The organism is Paraburkholderia aspalathi, from assembly GCF_900116445.1.
Lineage (GTDB): Bacteria > Pseudomonadota > Gammaproteobacteria > Burkholderiales > Burkholderiaceae > Paraburkholderia > Paraburkholderia aspalathi.
Genome location: NZ_FPBH01000004.1, coordinates 269,222 through 284,897, shown reverse-complemented (window position 1 = coordinate 284,897; position 15,676 = coordinate 269,222). Strand labels below are relative to the sequence as shown.

Sequence of the window (15,676 nt, the reverse complement as noted above, 5' to 3'; positions counted from 1 at the left end):
GAGGCGGTACGGAGTTCGGAGATCGGACACGCCATTACAGCGGCTGTCAAGTTTCCAAGAAATCTTACAACTATTTAGGAGTGTTACATGAATAGCGATCTGTTCAAGTCGCTTATTGCAAGACTGACGGTATCGACGGTCGTTGCCATGAGTGTCGGCGTCGGGTCCGCTGTCGCGGCCGAACCTATCAAGATGGCAGTAACAAACTGGGCTGACGTTCTGGCCGTTGCCAACGTGGCCAAATACGTGCTTGAGGCCAATCTCCAGCAGCCCGTCCAGTTCGTGCAGGCCGATATCGGCATCCAGTACCAGGGCGTGGCCCGCGGCGACCTCGACATCATGGTGGGGGGGTGGCTGCCGGTTACTCACGCAGCGTATTACGCGAAGTACAAGAACGATATGGATGATGTCGGCATCATCTACACCGGCGCCAAGAACGGCTGGGCAGTGCCAGCATACGTTCCTGAGTCAGAACTGTCTTCGGTTTCCGACCTCAACAAGCCGGACGTCAAAAGCAAGTTGAACGGCACCATCGACGGTATTGAGCCGGGAGGCGGTCTGATGCAAGCATCCGAAAAGACAATCAAGGCATACGGCCTGAACGGATACAACCTGCAATCATCAAGCGAAGCGGGCATGCTCGCAGGAGTCCAGCGAGCCTACCAATCGAAGCAGTGGGTTGTTGCCACGGTCTGGAGCCCCCACTGGCTCTTCCAGAAATGGCAGATGCGCTATCTCAAGGACCCCAAAGGCACGTTGGGTGGTGAAGAGCAGGTTCATGCATTCGCGTCGAAGCAGTTTGCAACCAGATTTCCTCGGGCCGACGTCTTCTTCAAGCATTTCAAGTTGACTCTCGCCGACGTCGAGGCAATCGAGTTACAGGGCAACAGCACTAACGACTACGCGACGGCAGCGAAGAAATTCGTCGATGCGCATCCGGAAAAGCTGAAGGCCTGGTTGCAGCAGTAATCGAAGTGGGGCGCTCCGCGAATCGGCGGGTAATCGCTGTCTGCGGAGAGCACAGGATTTGTCTGTTCCCACGGGCAATAAAGCTATCTACCTCGTATCCATCAATTTTGCCGTGTTGCAGCATGCATCACTTGAATACTTCCGGAGTGACCACGTGAACGAGAACTCGCGTTTTTTTGCTGAAACTCTCCAGAGCCGTGACCCCGTCATCGCATCCGAGATTGCGCTGGAGTTGCGTCGCCAGCAAACCCAGATTGAACTGATTGCTTCCGAGAACATCGTCTCTGCGGCGGTGATGGAAGCGCAGGGCACTGTGCTGACCAACAAATACGCCGAGGGGTACCCCTCAAAGCGGTATTACGGCGGTTGCGAACATGTGGACAGGGTCGAGGCGCTCGCCATCGACCGCGTGAAAGCGCTGTTCGAAGCCGAATACGCGAATGTGCAACCTCATTCGGGAGCACAGGCGAACGGTGCAGTGATGCTCGCGCTCGTGAAGCCGGGGGAGACTGTGATGGGTATGTCGCTCGATGCTGGCGGTCATCTGACGCATGGCGCGCGTCCTGCACTTTCCGGTAAATGGTTCAACGCGGTCCAGTACGGCGTGAGTTCCGACACCTACCGCATTGACTATGAGCAGGTTCGCCGGCTTGCCGAGGAGCATCGTCCCAAGCTCATCATCGCGGGCTACTCGGCCTATCCACGTGCTCTGGACTTTGCCGCGTTCCGAGAAATTGCCGACAGCGTGGGCGCCTTGTTGATGGTCGACATGGCACACATTGCTGGCATTGTCGCGGCCGGAAGGCACGAAAACCCTGTCCGGTTTGCCGATGTGGTGACGTCCACCACCCACAAGACGCTTCGTGGGCCGCGCGGCGGATTCATCCTCACCAACAACGGCGACATTGCCAAAAAAATCAACTCGGCCGTGTTCCCGGGCCTGCAGGGTGGCCCACTCATGCACGTCATCGCGGGCAAAGCAGTCGCGTTCGGCGAGGCGCTTCGGCCGGAGTTCGCGCCCTATATCGACTACGTGCTAGGCAACGCTCAGGCGCTCGGCAACGTCCTGAAGTCGGGCGGTCTGAGCCTCGTGACGGGCGGGACTGACAACCATCTGTTGCTGGTCGATTTGCGCTCGAAGCGGCTAACCGGCACCCAGGCTGAAAAGGCGTTGGAGCGTGCGGGCATCACCTGCAACAAGAACGGTATCCCGTTCGATACGGAAAGCCCAACCGTAACCTCGGGAATCCGGCTCGGGACGCCCGCAGGAACAACCCGCGGCTTCCGTCCTGCCCAGTTCGAGCAAGTCGGGCAGATGATTCTGGAGGTCTTGTCGGCACTCGAACGGGAGCCCAACGGCGATGAGCAGGTCGAGCGCGCAGTCCGTAGCCAGGTGAGGGACCTGTGTAGCCAGTACCCCATTTACTCGGACGCGGAAGCACTCGTGTAATCCGTGAACGCAGCTAACGACCAATCAGGTTCGTTCGACTAGCTGCTGTATTGATTGAGCGCGGCACCGCTGCACGCGGACCGCTCCGAAAAGTTTGTGGCCGATACACCATTCCTGCCGCCGGTGCCGGCAGAAGGCCTGGTGCCTTTATTCAAGAGAGAACGCAAAATGAGCTTCGAGGGAGTACATACACCGCTGGTCACACCGTTCAAGACAGACGGCGAAATTGACCATGATTTGCTCGGCAAGCATGCCGCTAATCTCGCAGGCCGGGTCTCGGGACTTGGGGTCGGCGGCACCACCGGCGAATACTATGCGCTGAGTTTCGACGAGCGGGTTCAGACGTTCAACACTGTGGCTGAGGCGGCAGGCGGCAAGACGTATCTAACCGCCGGCATCAATGCGACGACGACGAAAGAAGTCATCCGCCTAGGTCTGGAAGCGAAGCGCGCCGGATTGTCCGCCCTGCTGGTTGCTGCTCCGTACTACGCCCAGCCGACGCAGGAAGAGCTTCTGCTCCATCTGCTGAAAGTGGACGACAGTCTCGACATGCCCATCATGCTGTACAACTTCCCGGCCCGCACGGGGACGGAAATCAGCGATGGCGTTCTGCAAAAGCTGCTCGAGCGGCCGAACTTCATCGCGATGAAGGAAAGCACCGGCGACATATCGCGTCTGCATCACCTTGCCACGCATTTCCGCGACAAGCTGGTGTTGAGCTGCGGGATGGACGACCAGGCGCTCGAGTTTTTCGTGTGGGGCGCAAAGAGCTGGGTCGGGGGCGCTTCCAACTTCTTGCCGGAAGCCCACACGACGCTCTTTGATGTGTGCGTCAAGCGTGGTGATTTCGAAACTGGCCGTAAGCAGATGGCGCAGCTGCTGCCGGTGCTCGAACTGCTGGAACGCAGCGGGAAATTCATTCAATACGTTCGGTATGGCTGTGAGCTGGCCGGTATGCCTGTCGGCGTTGCCCGGGCACCGCTCGGCACGCTCACTGAAGAAGAGCGCGGCGCGTTTGCCAGGCTCGTTCAACCTATGTTGCGCAACGCGCAGTGAATGCATGGCCTCGAAACTGGAATTCGTGCGGTTTCCCGCTCCAGACGGTGTGAACGGATGGTGGGAAACCCTGCCACCGCCATCGCCCGCCGCTTCGGTGTCTTCTGGACACCAATATGACTGGGTCGTTGTCGGAGGCGGCATTACAGGGCTTTGTGCTGCCCGGCGTCTGGCCGAGCTCGCACCGGATGCCTCGATAGCACTGGTCGAGGCAGACCGTATCGGGCGCACCACAGCCGGACGAAATTCCGGATTCTTCGTCGATTTACCCCACGACATAAGCAGCGAAAGCTACTCGCGAAGTGTGGAAGCGGATAAGGCAGACGTTCGGTTTCAACGGCACGGCATCGACTATGTGCGCTCCACGGTGAAGCAGTACAACATTGACTGCGACTGGCGGGACGACGGCAAGTTTCACGCTTCGGTGAACAGGAAGGGGCACAACGCGCTTGCCCACTTCGCGGAAGGTCTCGCGCGTATCAATGAAGCATTCGAATGGCTGGACGAAGCGGCAATCGCGAAGGTCACAGGCACGAACTTCTACCGGGGCGCGCTTTTTACGCCGGGGTGTAGCACAGCCCAGCCGGCAGCCCTGATGCGCGGTCTTGCAGCGACTCTGCCCGAGAATGTGAAGGTCTTCGAGCTCAGCGCGGTAAGGGGAATAGATGACCAGGGCCCATCAAAAGTCCTGACCTTTGCCAACGGCAAGGTTGTGGCGAGGCAAGTCGTTCTGTGCACCAACGCGTATGCGGCGACATTCGGGGGGCATCCGAATGGTCTGCTTCCGGTGTACACGTTTGCGTCCATGACCCGCGTGGTGAATCCGGAAGAGGTCAAGCGGCTCGGCGGCACGCGATCGTGGGCCCTGATTCCGGCCGATCCGATGGGCTCGACCGTTCGTCGCCTGGCTACGGACCGAATCTGCGTTCGCAACCACTTCGCATTCCGACCAGGCCTGGAAGTTTCGCAGGCCGACCTGGCAAAGGCAAAGCGCATGCATCAACGGTCGTTCGACCGGCGCTTTCCGATGCTGAAAGATGTCGGACTGGAATACACGTGGGGCGGTCCGCTGTGTCTGTCTGCGAACAATGGCGCATTGTTTGGGCGCAGGGACGATGGCGTCTATGAAGCCATCGGGTGCAATGGCCTTGGTCTGAGCAGAGGGTCCGCGTCAGGAAAGCTCATCGCAGAGTATGCGCTCGGCCACTCCAATGACCTCATTCGTCAGCTTCTGAATCAGCCGCATCCGCGTTCGCTGCTGGTCCGTCCGATTGCCGACGTTGCAGTATCCGCGGCTATCTGGGTCAAGGAATTTTCGGCGGGAGCCGAGCTTTAAATTTATGAGGACAGGACATGACGACTTATCAGGAATGGAAGCAGAAAGCGGAAGCCTTGTCGCTCGATGGAAGGGCGTTCATCGCCGGGCAACGATGTCCGGCTGCTTCGAACGAGACCTTCCGTACCCTCAATCCGTCGACGGGAAAAGCACTGGCCGATATTGCAAAGTGCGATACGAAAGACATCGATCGGGCGGTCGTGGCGGCTAGAAATGCCTTTGAGTCCGGCGTGTGGTCGAAGGTCGCACCGGCGCAGCGTAAAGCGGTACTTTTGCGGCTGGCGCAACTGATTGAGGATAACGCCGAGGAACTGGCTCTCCTCGAAGCGCGTGAGGCGGGCAAGCCAATCAGCGAGTGCATGGGACTGGACATTCCCGAGTCGGCGGCGTGTATCCGCTGGCACGCGGAGGTCACCGACAAGCGGTACGACGCCCTGTCGCCGGCCGGCGCGAGCGTGGTGAGTATGATTACCCGTGAACCGATTGGTGTCGTGGGCGCAGTTCTGCCTTGGAACTTCCCGGCGCTCATGCTTGCCTGGAAAATCGGTCCGGCGCTTTCCGTTGGCAACAGCGTCATTGTCAAACCTGCCGAACAGACTTCCCTTTCGACTCTGCGCATCGCCGACCTGGCAATGGAAGCTGGCGTGCCCACAGGTGTCTTGAGCGTCGTTACCGGCTTCGGGGAAAGCGCCGGGCAGGCCTTGGGCCGCCACGCCGACGTTGACCTGGTTGCTTTCACAGGTTCCACGGAAACCGGCAAGCGATTCCTTCACTACTCGGCAGACACAAACCTCAAGCGGGTCGTGCTGGAATGTGGCGGCAAGAACCCCCAGGTGGTTCTGCCCGACGTCGCGAATCTGGACGCTGTTGCGGAGCAGGCGGTCGCGGCCGCATTCTGGAATATGGGCGAGAACTGCAGCGCAGGCTCTCGTATTCTGGTTTCCTCGAGCTCAAAAGCCCAGTTGCTCGAAAAGGTCCAGGCAGCTCTCGGGGGATGGAAAACTGGCGACCCACTCGACCCTGACGTTAGACTGGGTTCCTTGATTGAAGAGAAGCATTATGAAAAGGTGCTCGCCCACATCGGGAAAGCGAAGGCCGAGGGGGCGCGCCTGGTGTGCGGCGGCAAGGCCACACGCACTGAGACGGGCGGGTGGTTTGTCGAGCCGACCATCTTCGATAACGTCACCCCGGAGATGAGCATTGCTCGTGAAGAAGTCTTTGGCCCTGTCGTCTGCTTTATCGAGTACGCCGATATCGATGACGCGGTCCGGATTGCCAACGACACGTGCTACGGTCTGGCGGCATCGCTTTGGTCAGACAACGTCAATCACGCTCACAAGATTGCTGCGCGAATCCGGGCGGGTACTGTAACGGTGAACTGCTTCGGCGAGGGAGACCTGTCGACGCCGTTCGGCGGCTTCAAGCAATCGGGGTTCGGTGGCCGCGATAAATCGGTCTATGCCCACGACCAGTATTGTGAACTGAAGACCACCTGGCTGAAGCTCGATTAAAGCAAGCGGCTCAATCAGGTGCCTGACTTGTCACGTCGGGCTGTTGACCCCTTGGGCGCGACTGCGTTTGACGCTGCCGCGCGTCAACCACATGTGAGACCAGATGCGACTTGGATTCATCGGGACCGGCACCATCACGCGGGCAGTCGTTACGGGCTTACTTCGGTTTGGCGTTACGTTTGACCACCTTTCACTGTCGCCCCGCAACGCAGAAATTGCCACTGGGCTCGCTGATCTTGATGGGCGGGTGCGGGTCTGCGCAAACAATCAGGAAGTGCTGGAGACGTCCGACGTTGTTTGTCTCGCAGTCGTGCCGCAAATCGCTACCGACGTCCTGGGCGAGCTTCGTTTTGACTCACGCCATCATGTCATCAGCTTCATCGCGGGGATTTCAATAGATGAAGTGCATCGACTTGTCCGCACAGTGAGCAAGGTCGTTCGTGCCATACCGTTGCCGGCAGTCGCCGAAGGGAAGGGAAGCACGGCAACCTGTCCTCCAGACGGTGTTGCCAAATCTATCTTCTCGGCTCTGGGCGAGGCGGTTGAAGTCGATGACGAGGGCAAGTTCGACGCGCTGTCGGCGGTGACCGGGACGATGGCCAGTTTCTATGCTGTTCTCGAAAGCCAGGCGTCCTGGCTCGTGCAGGAAGGTCTTGAGTATGATGCGGCGCGAGCCTTTCTGTCAGGGTACTGTATCGGTCTTGCCCATGACGCCGCGCAGACGAAAGAGCCATTGTCGGCAATGGTCAAGCATTGCATGACGCCGGGTGGCATCAACGAACAGGTGCACACCGAACTTTCTCGTCAAGGGGGCATACGGGCAGTACAAAGACGCACCTGATGGGGCGTTAAGCCGAATCAAGGGGCGCGCATAGCAGGCAGCCGCGAATACACGTGAAGAGCGATATTTAGGGGCGGATAATAGTTGAATACAGCCTATTTCGGCTCGGGGGCGAGCCTGTGGACTCGGGTTGCCTCCCCCTTGCCAGTTACCTCGGAGACTCGCACACTATTTTTGCGCAGGAGCACTTCGGCTCACGCACGCGGTCGTTGCGATGTCACGGGACAGTGCGTAGCGTTGCCGGAGTTGTCTTCAGGTCGCCCGGGCGCGTCGCGTCCGCTTCACAGGTGAAAGCCATGCAAAAGAAACAGTTGGTTGCCGACCGACTTCTCGCCCAGATGCCGTCGTTACGGGCGCTGAAATGCTTCGTCACGGCTGCCCGATACGAAAGCTTCACGCAGGCAGCGGAGGTGCTATGTGTCACCCAGGCGGCAATTAGCCGACAAATCAAGGAGCTTGAAGATTCGCTGGACGTCGCGCTGTTTGAACGGACGGGGAGACACATCGCGCTGACCGATGCCGGGCGCATTCTGTACAACGCGTCCTATCTGTCGATCATGAACATCGCTGAAGCGGCCCAGGCGGTACGCCGGACCGACAAACATGCGCTGACAATTTGCATCTCGCATACGTTCTCGGCGCTATGGCTGTCGTTCAGGCTGCCCTCGTTCCGCAAACGGTTTCCCGATATTCGATTGAACGTGATGGTGACGGAGCATTTCATGGAGCTCGATGAACTCATGGAGCCTGATGTCATCATTACCAAGAATCCACCGCGCGAGGCGGAGTACGACATTGAGCCGCTCTTCCATGACGTTGTCTATCCGGTCTGCAGTCAATCGTTTTACGAGCGTCATTTCCATGGCAGGTCATTGAAGCCGCTCGACCTGCTGTCGCATGCCACGCTGAATCTCTCCCTGCTGGGACGCGCCCAGGTTTGCGAGCACGTTGACTGGTCGGTGTGGCGAAACTGGTTTCAGCAGAGTGATGGCTCGGACAGACTGGTCGAAAACGATCATCTGGAGAGTAACGACTATCGACTCCTCGTGTCCCAAGCCGAAGCCGGTGAAGGCACCCTGCTCGGCTGGCATCATCTGGTCCATCGCCAGGTCGAACAGGGCCGCCTGGTTCGACCGGTGCAGGATGTGCTCGAATTCCACGACCGTCACCACTATCTGATAACGCACAAGAACGCGAAGCTTCGACCCGAGTATGCACGGTTCCGCGAATGGCTTGGCGAGGAAGTTAGTGTGATGATGCGCGAATGGAAAGGCGTCGAAACGGAAACTATCAGGTAATTTACGCTGACATCAGTGTTGAAAGCGCGAGCAGGTCCGTCGAACGACGACAGTTCTGGCCGATTCGCAAGGCGTTAACGCAGGCGGTCCCATGTCTCCCGACCCTATCCATTCCGACGCCGGAACGTCCCGGCAGCTCCGCTTTGGAATTGTGCTATTGCCCAACTTCACGTTGACGGCGTTTTCCGGTTTCGTCGACCTTCTCAGGTTGGCAAGTGACGAAGGAGACATGAGCAGACCTGTTCGCTGTTCGTGGACCATCGTCGGAGAATCTCTCGTTCCTGTCAGGGCAAGCTGTGGAATCCAGGTCACGCCATGGACAACTTTTGAAGAAGCCCGGTCCTTCGATTACGTGGTGGTCGTCGGGGGCTTGCTGCATTCGGGGCCGTCCGCAAGCAAAGCCACGCTCGAGTTCATTCATGACGCCGCGGAAACGTCTGCTACATTGGTCGGGATTTGCACGGGCGTTTTTGCCTTGATGCGGGCCGAAGTGATGGACGGATATCGCATGTGCGTAAGCTGGTTCCACTACTGGGACTTTGTCGGGCGCTTCCCCGGTGTCGACGAACGCAATCTCGTTGCGGACCGGCTATTTGTCATTGACCGGCGCCGCATCACGTGTTCAGGTGGACGTGCTTCAATCGATGTGGCAGCCGCTATCCTGCTGCGACATGTCGAGGCGACAGTCGTACAGAAGGCGCTGCGCATCATGCTCGTGGATGATGCCCAGAAAGGGAATGCCCCGCAGCCCCACCCACCGGGACTTGAACCCGCGGCACACCCCAAGGTACGGCGAGCAATCCTGTTGATGGAGCAGCACATTGGGAACCCACTTAGCCTCGCGGAGCTAGCTAGACGTCTCGAGATGTCCGTGCGGCAGCTTGAGCGCCTTTTTGCTGCCGAGGCGGGGAAATCACCGCTGGCGTACGGGCGACAGATTCGGATACGGACGGCGTCATGGCTGCTAACGAGCTCCGATCGCTCGGTCGCTGATATTGCTTCGTCCTGCGGATTCTCGGACTCCTCCCATCTTGGCCGTGAGTTCAAAAAGGAGTTTGGCGAATCGCCGAATGCGTACCGCATAGCGCGACCGCAGGGTCAACAGGCATTGGCCAACACGTAGCGAGCATGCAGTTCGCAAATTGGCGTCAAGCGCCGCGAAAGCGAAAGCAGCGAGCGCCGATTGGCAAACGGGGCTTACTTTTTTGTTCAGACAGCGGAAACGGCTGAAAATGGTGACCAGGCGTATGTGCGATGAAATGGCTCTCTTTGGATTGAAGGTTAAAGACGGTCGTCGTTGGTATTCAATTGATGAGCGCGACTGGCGGCCGATGAAGATTGGGGAGACGGTACTTCCGGGCTTTTTCTGGATTCCAGTTGCCAATGATGAGAATGGGGACTGGAGCAGTTACTGGATGCGTCTGCAACCAGGCGCGCGTTCGTTCGAGCACCAGCACGATTCGACCGAGCTGATTCTGATTCTTGATGGCGTATTCATTGATGACGATGATACTGATTTCCTTCCTGGACAGGCGGTATCTTACCCGGCAGGATCGAGGCATCGTACCTCCTCGAAAGAGGGCTGTACGGCACTAGTCGTTGCTCATAGCGCGTCGACGATAATTACTCAATCACAAGGCGCGCGTGTCTGAACTCACCGCTGACCTATTTTGACTGGAGGAGCGAAATGAAGCCGCCAACTGCACGAACCAAGGGATACCGGCGGCTTATCCCTTCGGTGACAGCGCTCGTCGAGTTCGAGGCGGTCGCACGGCACAGGAGCTTCACTCTGGCAGCTGATGAGCTAGGGGTGACCCAGGCCGCGGTAAGTCGGCAGGTCAAATTTCTTGAGGAAACGCTTGGAACCCGGCTGTTCAACCGCCTGCATCGTTCAATCGAACTCACTGAGGAAGGTGAGGCTCTGTATCTTGTCGTGGCGGAGTCGATGCAGAAAATTGCCGGCGTGTTCGACCGGTTAGCCAGCGGCCCAGTCCAGCAGGAACTGGTGCTTGCGGCAACGTCTGCATTCTCACATTTTCGCCTCCTGCCCCGGCTGGCGACCCTCAAGAAGGCTCAACCGAATCTTCAGCTTCGCCTGTCCACGCAGATGTTCACTGCAGACCTCCGTCCCAAGGAGATTGATGTCGCCGTGCGGTTCGGAAACGGACGATGGGGAGACGGCACGGCGACCCTGCTTTTTGACGAGGAGGTCTTTCCTGTCTGCTCGCCAAAGTGGGCGGAATTGCGGCGTGCGCCAGAATCGCTGCAGGATATCGCTAACGCCGTGCTCATCGAGTCGGATTCCACCTCGGAAGGCTGGATGGGATGGGAAGAGTGGTTTCACGCTTTGGGTTTCAGGCCAGTGCGATTGAACTTTGCGCTGCGCTGCAGCCTGTATACGGACGCAATCGAGGCCGCACGCTACGGCCAGGGCATCGCGCTTGGTTGGGGAAGGTTGGTCCACGACCTTATCGAGGCTGGCGAACTCGTCAGGCTGCAGGTCGCCTCGTTCAAGGTGAGCGATTCGTATTACGTCGTGGTCCCGCACGGGCGCACAATTACCCCTGCAATTGACGGTCTTATCGACTGGCTGCGGCAGGATTCCATCGAGAATTGAAGCACTGCGAAGCCTACCGGGGCCCGGCGGAACCGGGTCTGGTTCACGCATAATTTAAAGTAATGCCAGACCGAAAATAAAGCGCATTGACGCTCTTTTTCGTCAATCCAATACTCAAGTCATAGCGGGAACAATCGGAGTCCCGACCTACCTGAACGTTGGAGAAGACGATGTCTGAAGTGCAATGCAGGACCCATGGTGAGTTAATCCGAAGCCGCCAGCCCGGTCATGGCATGCCCGGCGAGCTCTTTGGTCGCCAGGACGTTTTCGAAACGGACGTCGAGGTCTTTTTCCACAAGCACTGGATTCTGGTCGGCGTCACGGCGGATGTACCCGAGCCTGGCGATGTGTCGACCGTTGATATCGGCAAGGCCTCGATCATCATCGTGCGCGACGATGACGAGAATATTCGAACCTACCGGAACGTCTGTCGCCATCGTGGCGCACGTCTGAAAGAGGCTGGGAAGTCAACGGTCGGCATGCTGGTATGTCCTTATCATCAGTGGACGTACGACCTCGATGGAAGCCTGCGCCACGCCACCCATATGGGGAAGGACTTCGACCCGACCTGCCGTAGCCTGATTCCAGCGCATACCAGGATTGTCGGAACGCACATTTTCGTATGCCTCGGTGAGAACCCGCCGGAGGACATCGCAAAGCTGGAAGAAACGATGGCTCCGCGTTTTGCGCCGTACGACCTGAAAAATACCAAGATTGCCTTCGAGCAGGAAATCATCGAAAACGGCAACTGGAAGCTGGTGATGGAAAACAATCGCGAGTGCTACCACTGCCAGGCCACTCATCCGGAACTGACGGCATCGTTCTTGCCGGAAGACTTCGGCTTCTGTCCTGAGAATCTCAGCGAAGAATCGCTTCGCGCGCTGGAAGAGTACAAGACGCGCAACGCAGCATGTCAGGCAAGCTGGGAGCAAGACGGATTTGCCAGCGCCAATGTCGAGTGGCTGGACGAGGGTGCGGTCACCCAGTTTAGAACGCAGCAGCTCGTCATCGCCGGTAACGGTGAATCGCAGACCATCAGCACCAAGGTCGCCAGCACGAGGCTATTCGGAAGTCTTCAGCGGCGCGACCTGGGTGATACGCACCTGTGGACGCACAACTCATGGACACACGTCATGAGCGACCATGCGGTGATTAGCTACATTATTCCTCTCGCGCCCGACAAGACGCTGGTGCGGTCTAAGTGGCTCGTTCATGCCGATGCAGTTGAAGGCATTGACTACAACATTTCCGATTTGACAGAGGTGTGGGTTGCCACAAACAACCAGGACAAGCACCTTGTCGAAATCACGCACGAGGGCACGCAGGACCCGGCGTACTCACCGGGTATGTTCTCGCCGTTCACGGAAACCTACGTTGACCAGTTCTCCCGCTGGTACGCAGCACGATTGAGCGCACACGGCCTCTAAGCAGGACCACCACAGTCATGAACTCTGTTGAAAGAATTTTTGAGCCTGTACCCGAGACCACCGACAGGCTGTCTAATGCCGACACGTGGGAGAGTGGTGGCGGGCTCTGGCCGAGTAGCGTCCAGCAGACGCTGACGTGTTGTCGTGTCGTCGACGAAACGCACGACGTCAAAAGCTTTGAATTTCGCACGAGCGACGGATTGCCCGTGCGTTTCGAGCCGGGCCAGTTCATGACCGTATCGGCGGACGTGCAAGGGCAATCGGTCGAGCGCTGCTACACGATATCCTCTGCTCCAACGCGGCCCTATCTGCTCTCCATCACCGTCAAACGGGTTCCCGGCGGGACGATGTCGAACTGGTTGCATGGAAACATGCACCCAGGAAGCCGGCTTGAAGCATATGGTCCGGCGGGCACTTTCACGCCGACGGCCGCGCCCGCAGCGAAGTCGCTGTACCTGTCGGCCGGCTCTGGCGTGACGCCCTTGATGTCGATGACACGAGCGGGCATCGACCTGGGGCTCGACCGAGATGTCGCGTTCGTGCACAGTGCAAGGACGCCCGCCGACATCGTCTTCCGTGAGGAATTGCAACGGCTCGCGAAGCTGTCGCCGCGTCTGCGCCTTTTCTTCGTCTGCGAAGGTGTTGGCGAAGAGCAAGATTGGGCGGGCGCCACCGGGCGTCTGAGCCTCGAGTTGCTCTCTAAATGGCTTCCGGATTATGCAGAACGCGAGGTGTTCACCTGCGGCCCGGCCCCCTACATGAGCGCAGTCAGAAAACTGCTGCGTGAAGGCGGTCACGACCCGGCTCGATATCACCAGGAGAGTTTCGACATCTCCGCCGGTGTTGCTCCAGAACCCGCCGTGGCCAAAAGCGAAGCGGCGCAGGAGACTTTTACCATCAAACTTTCTCGTTCCTCGAAGTCCTTCACGATAAACGCGTCAGAGACCGTACTGGTTGCGGCCAGAAAGAACGGTGTCGCAATCCCATCGTCGTGCAGCCAGGGTATGTGCGGCACCTGCAAGACGAAGGTCCTTGAAGGTTCGGTTGACATGAAACACAACGGCGGCATTCGTGAACGTGAAGTTCAGAAGGGTTTCCGTCTGCTTTGCTGCAGCCGACCCACATCGGACCTGGTCCTTGAACTTTGAAACCGCCTGCTAGGCTTGCCACGTGGTAACACGTGGCCTCTAGCTCGTTCTGTCACGATGAGATCGTCCCGTGCATTACTAAAAATCTAAACGGACTGTTTCCCTGGAGGGAGTACATGCTCAGCAGCGATGTGATTGATACGACTGATGTCGTCCGTTCCATGCGGACAGAGCAAACACTTTTAGATGTGCGCGCCTATCGACTGTCACGCGTGCAAGAGGAACTGAAGAAGAACAACTGTTCGGCCATCCTGCTGTACGACCCCGTTAACATTCGCTATGCAACGGACACGTCGAATATGCAAATCTGGACGGGGCGAAACCCCTCCCGGTATGTAATGGTATTCGCTGACGGCCGCGTAATCGGATGGGAGTTTCACAGTTGCAAACATGTGTGGGACGGCTTACGTCTGGACCTGGAGTTGCGCAGCGCAGTGAGCTGGTCATTCTTCAGTGCTGGCGGCAACGCCGAAAAACGCGCGCAGCTCTGGGGTGAAGAAATCCTGGACGTCCTGCAAGCGCGCGCGCCAAACGAAGCGCGATTGGCAGTGGACAGGCTTGACCCAATGGGTACTGCGTTCCTGGTAGAAAGAGGAATGACGCTTCTAGACGGGCAAGCCATGATGGAAATGGCGCGTGCAATCAAGTCGCCAGGCGAGTTGGTCCTTATGACCGAGTCAATCCGTGCGTGCGAAAGCGGAATTGCACGCATGCATCGTGAGCTTCGTCCCGGAATGACTGAGCAGGACCTGTGGGCGCATCTGCACTACGAAAATATTCGTCATGGTGGAGAGTGGATTGAGACTCGATTGCTAGCATCGGGTGACCGGACCAATCCCTGGATGCACGAGTGCTCATCGCGGGTCCTGCAGCGTGGAGAGCTGCTAGCTTTCGACACGGACATGGTGGGCCCGAATGGCTACTGTTCTGATATTTCAAGGACATGGACTGTAGGTCACACGCGTCCGTCCGATGACCAACGCCGCCTCTATGAAACAGCTTATGCGCAGATTCATTTCAATATGGATTTGCTTCGTCCTGGTATGAATTTCCATGAATTTTCTGAAAAGGCCTGGAAGATTCCGGAACGCTACGTTCAGAACCGCTATAGCTGCGTGGCTCATGGCATTGGCATGGTTGACGAGTATCCGAATGTCGCGCACCACGTAGATTGGGAGAGTGGTGGATACGACGGTCGGTTTGAATCCGGTATGACACTTTGCGTCGAGAGTTACATCGGTGCAGAAGGGGGAACCGAAGGGGTGAAACTCGAGCAGCAGGTGGTTCTGACGGAATGCGGCTGCGTGCCGCTTACGTCGTATGGTTTCGAGACCGAGTGGTTGTGAGCAACCTGGTTTGAGACCGCGAATAGTATTGACAGAGCATAAATAGGAGACACTATGTCAGGAAATCGTGGAGTCGTTTATATCGGAGCGGGCAAGGTTGAGGTTCAGAACATCGCATTTCCCGAGCTTGTAGACCCGGCTGGTCGTAGGGCTAATCATGGGGTCATTCTGCGAGTCGTCGCGACAAACATCTGTGGTTCGGACCAGCATATGGTGCGTGGTCGAACCACTGCTCCCGCTGGCCTTGTACTCGGCCACGAGATTACCGGTGAGATCATCGAGGTAGGTGGAACGGCCCCGTCGAAAACCGGACACGAGGTAACGCTTAAATTTTAAGGTAGTCTTCCGCCTATGGTGCGACACGAAGCATGAGGCTCGTCGTTGAGAGCGCAGTGTGTGTCCGCTTCATCATTGTTCGGTCGTGCGAACATGTTTCCGCGACAGTGGACCCGTTGTGCGACCAGCGGTAGCCTAGGAAAGCATCTTTCGTTGGTGACGACGCTGGATGAAGCCTTTCCGACAACGTAGTCCAACTGTATGCGCCGCCGCGAGGTGACGCGTAGAGGCTCTGAGCAGCGACGGGGCTGAGACGCAAGGCTGACCGGTATGGGTAACACATGTGAATCGCTGATAAACGTCGTCAGAAGAAGGATGCCAAAGCTGCTGTCAGGCATTAA

General features: G+C 57.8%; 13 protein-coding genes and 1 pseudogene. All 14 read left to right on the top strand.

The window, feature by feature from the left end:
* The first annotated feature begins 87 nt into the window (after positions 1 to 87).
* Positions 88 to 969, top strand: a complete 882-nt coding sequence (locus BM438_RS08700) for a glycine betaine ABC transporter substrate-binding protein (RefSeq protein WP_093633868.1) — start codon at positions 88 to 90, stop codon at positions 967 to 969.
* A 154-nt stretch (positions 970 to 1,123) separates the two neighbouring features.
* Complete coding sequence (gene glyA, locus BM438_RS08695; RefSeq protein WP_093633867.1) at positions 1,124 to 2,419, top strand: serine hydroxymethyltransferase; 1,296 nt, start codon at positions 1,124 to 1,126, stop codon at positions 2,417 to 2,419.
* A 168-nt stretch (positions 2,420 to 2,587) separates the two neighbouring features.
* Positions 2,588 to 3,475 (top strand): dihydrodipicolinate synthase family protein, encoded by an 888-nt coding sequence (locus BM438_RS08690; protein ID WP_093634061.1) that lies wholly within the window; start codon positions 2,588 to 2,590, stop codon positions 3,473 to 3,475.
* Positions 3,476 to 3,479: 4 nt separating this feature from the next.
* A complete protein-coding gene (locus tag BM438_RS08685) occupies positions 3,480 to 4,811 on the top strand; it encodes an NAD(P)/FAD-dependent oxidoreductase (protein ID WP_093633866.1) in 1,332 nt (443 codons plus the stop codon).
* Between the two features lie 17 nt (positions 4,812 to 4,828).
* Entirely contained in the window at positions 4,829 to 6,322 is a 1,494-nt protein-coding gene (locus BM438_RS08680) for an aldehyde dehydrogenase (protein ID WP_093633865.1), read from the top strand.
* A gap of 103 nt (positions 6,323 to 6,425) precedes the next feature.
* On the top strand, positions 6,426 to 7,163 hold the full coding sequence (locus tag BM438_RS08675) for a pyrroline-5-carboxylate reductase (protein WP_244179298.1): 738 nt from the start codon (positions 6,426 to 6,428) through the stop codon (positions 7,161 to 7,163).
* A 296-nt stretch (positions 7,164 to 7,459) separates the two neighbouring features.
* Complete coding sequence (locus BM438_RS08670) at positions 7,460 to 8,461, top strand: LysR substrate-binding domain-containing protein (protein WP_093633864.1); 1,002 nt, start codon at positions 7,460 to 7,462, stop codon at positions 8,459 to 8,461.
* 91 nt (positions 8,462 to 8,552) lie between these two features.
* On the top strand, positions 8,553 to 9,584 hold the full coding sequence (locus BM438_RS08665) for a GlxA family transcriptional regulator (RefSeq protein WP_093633863.1): 1,032 nt from the start codon (positions 8,553 to 8,555) through the stop codon (positions 9,582 to 9,584).
* A gap of 124 nt (positions 9,585 to 9,708) precedes the next feature.
* A complete protein-coding gene (locus BM438_RS08660) occupies positions 9,709 to 10,113 on the top strand; it encodes a cupin domain-containing protein (RefSeq protein ID WP_244179297.1) in 405 nt (134 codons plus the stop codon).
* Positions 10,114 to 10,148: 35 nt separating this feature from the next.
* A complete protein-coding gene (locus BM438_RS08655; protein WP_093633862.1) occupies positions 10,149 to 11,078 on the top strand; it encodes a LysR substrate-binding domain-containing protein in 930 nt (309 codons plus the stop codon).
* Between the two features lie 170 nt (positions 11,079 to 11,248).
* Positions 11,249 to 12,505, top strand: coding sequence for an aromatic ring-hydroxylating oxygenase subunit alpha (locus BM438_RS08650; protein WP_093633861.1), 1,257 nt, complete (start codon positions 11,249 to 11,251; stop codon positions 12,503 to 12,505).
* A 17-nt stretch (positions 12,506 to 12,522) separates the two neighbouring features.
* Complete coding sequence (locus tag BM438_RS08645; protein WP_093633860.1) at positions 12,523 to 13,653, top strand: FAD-binding oxidoreductase; 1,131 nt, start codon at positions 12,523 to 12,525, stop codon at positions 13,651 to 13,653.
* 116 nt (positions 13,654 to 13,769) lie between these two features.
* Complete coding sequence (locus BM438_RS08640) at positions 13,770 to 14,999, top strand: M24 family metallopeptidase (RefSeq protein WP_093633859.1); 1,230 nt, start codon at positions 13,770 to 13,772, stop codon at positions 14,997 to 14,999.
* Positions 15,000 to 15,053: 54 nt separating this feature from the next.
* Positions 15,054 to 15,332: pseudogene (locus tag BM438_RS08635) on the top strand (alcohol dehydrogenase catalytic domain-containing protein); the annotation flags it as partial.
* Positions 15,333 to 15,676: the final 344 nt, after the last annotated feature.

What these genes read in the sequence shown, in the direction of transcription:
- BM438_RS08700 (WP_093633868.1), top strand. Translation starts at nt 88, where the DNA reads ATGAATAGCGATCTGTTCAAGTCGCTTATTGCAAGACTGACGGTATCG.
- BM438_RS08690 (WP_093634061.1), top strand. Translation starts at nt 2,588, where the DNA reads ATGAGCTTCGAGGGAGTACATACACCGCTGGTCACACCGTTCAAGACA.
- BM438_RS08685 (WP_093633866.1), top strand. Translation starts at nt 3,480, where the DNA reads ATGGCCTCGAAACTGGAATTCGTGCGGTTTCCCGCTCCAGACGGTGTG.
- BM438_RS08680 (WP_093633865.1), top strand. Translation starts at nt 4,829, where the DNA reads ATGACGACTTATCAGGAATGGAAGCAGAAAGCGGAAGCCTTGTCGCTC.
- BM438_RS08675 (WP_244179298.1), top strand. Translation starts at nt 6,426, where the DNA reads ATGCGACTTGGATTCATCGGGACCGGCACCATCACGCGGGCAGTCGTT.
- BM438_RS08670 (WP_093633864.1), top strand. Translation starts at nt 7,460, where the DNA reads ATGCAAAAGAAACAGTTGGTTGCCGACCGACTTCTCGCCCAGATGCCG.
- BM438_RS08665 (WP_093633863.1), top strand. Translation starts at nt 8,553, where the DNA reads ATGTCTCCCGACCCTATCCATTCCGACGCCGGAACGTCCCGGCAGCTC.
- BM438_RS08660 (WP_244179297.1), top strand. Translation starts at nt 9,709, where the DNA reads ATGTGCGATGAAATGGCTCTCTTTGGATTGAAGGTTAAAGACGGTCGT.
- BM438_RS08655 (WP_093633862.1), top strand. Translation starts at nt 10,149, where the DNA reads ATGAAGCCGCCAACTGCACGAACCAAGGGATACCGGCGGCTTATCCCT.
- BM438_RS08650 (WP_093633861.1), top strand. Translation starts at nt 11,249, where the DNA reads ATGTCTGAAGTGCAATGCAGGACCCATGGTGAGTTAATCCGAAGCCGC.
- BM438_RS08645 (WP_093633860.1), top strand. Translation starts at nt 12,523, where the DNA reads ATGAACTCTGTTGAAAGAATTTTTGAGCCTGTACCCGAGACCACCGAC.
- BM438_RS08640 (WP_093633859.1), top strand. Translation starts at nt 13,770, where the DNA reads ATGCTCAGCAGCGATGTGATTGATACGACTGATGTCGTCCGTTCCATG.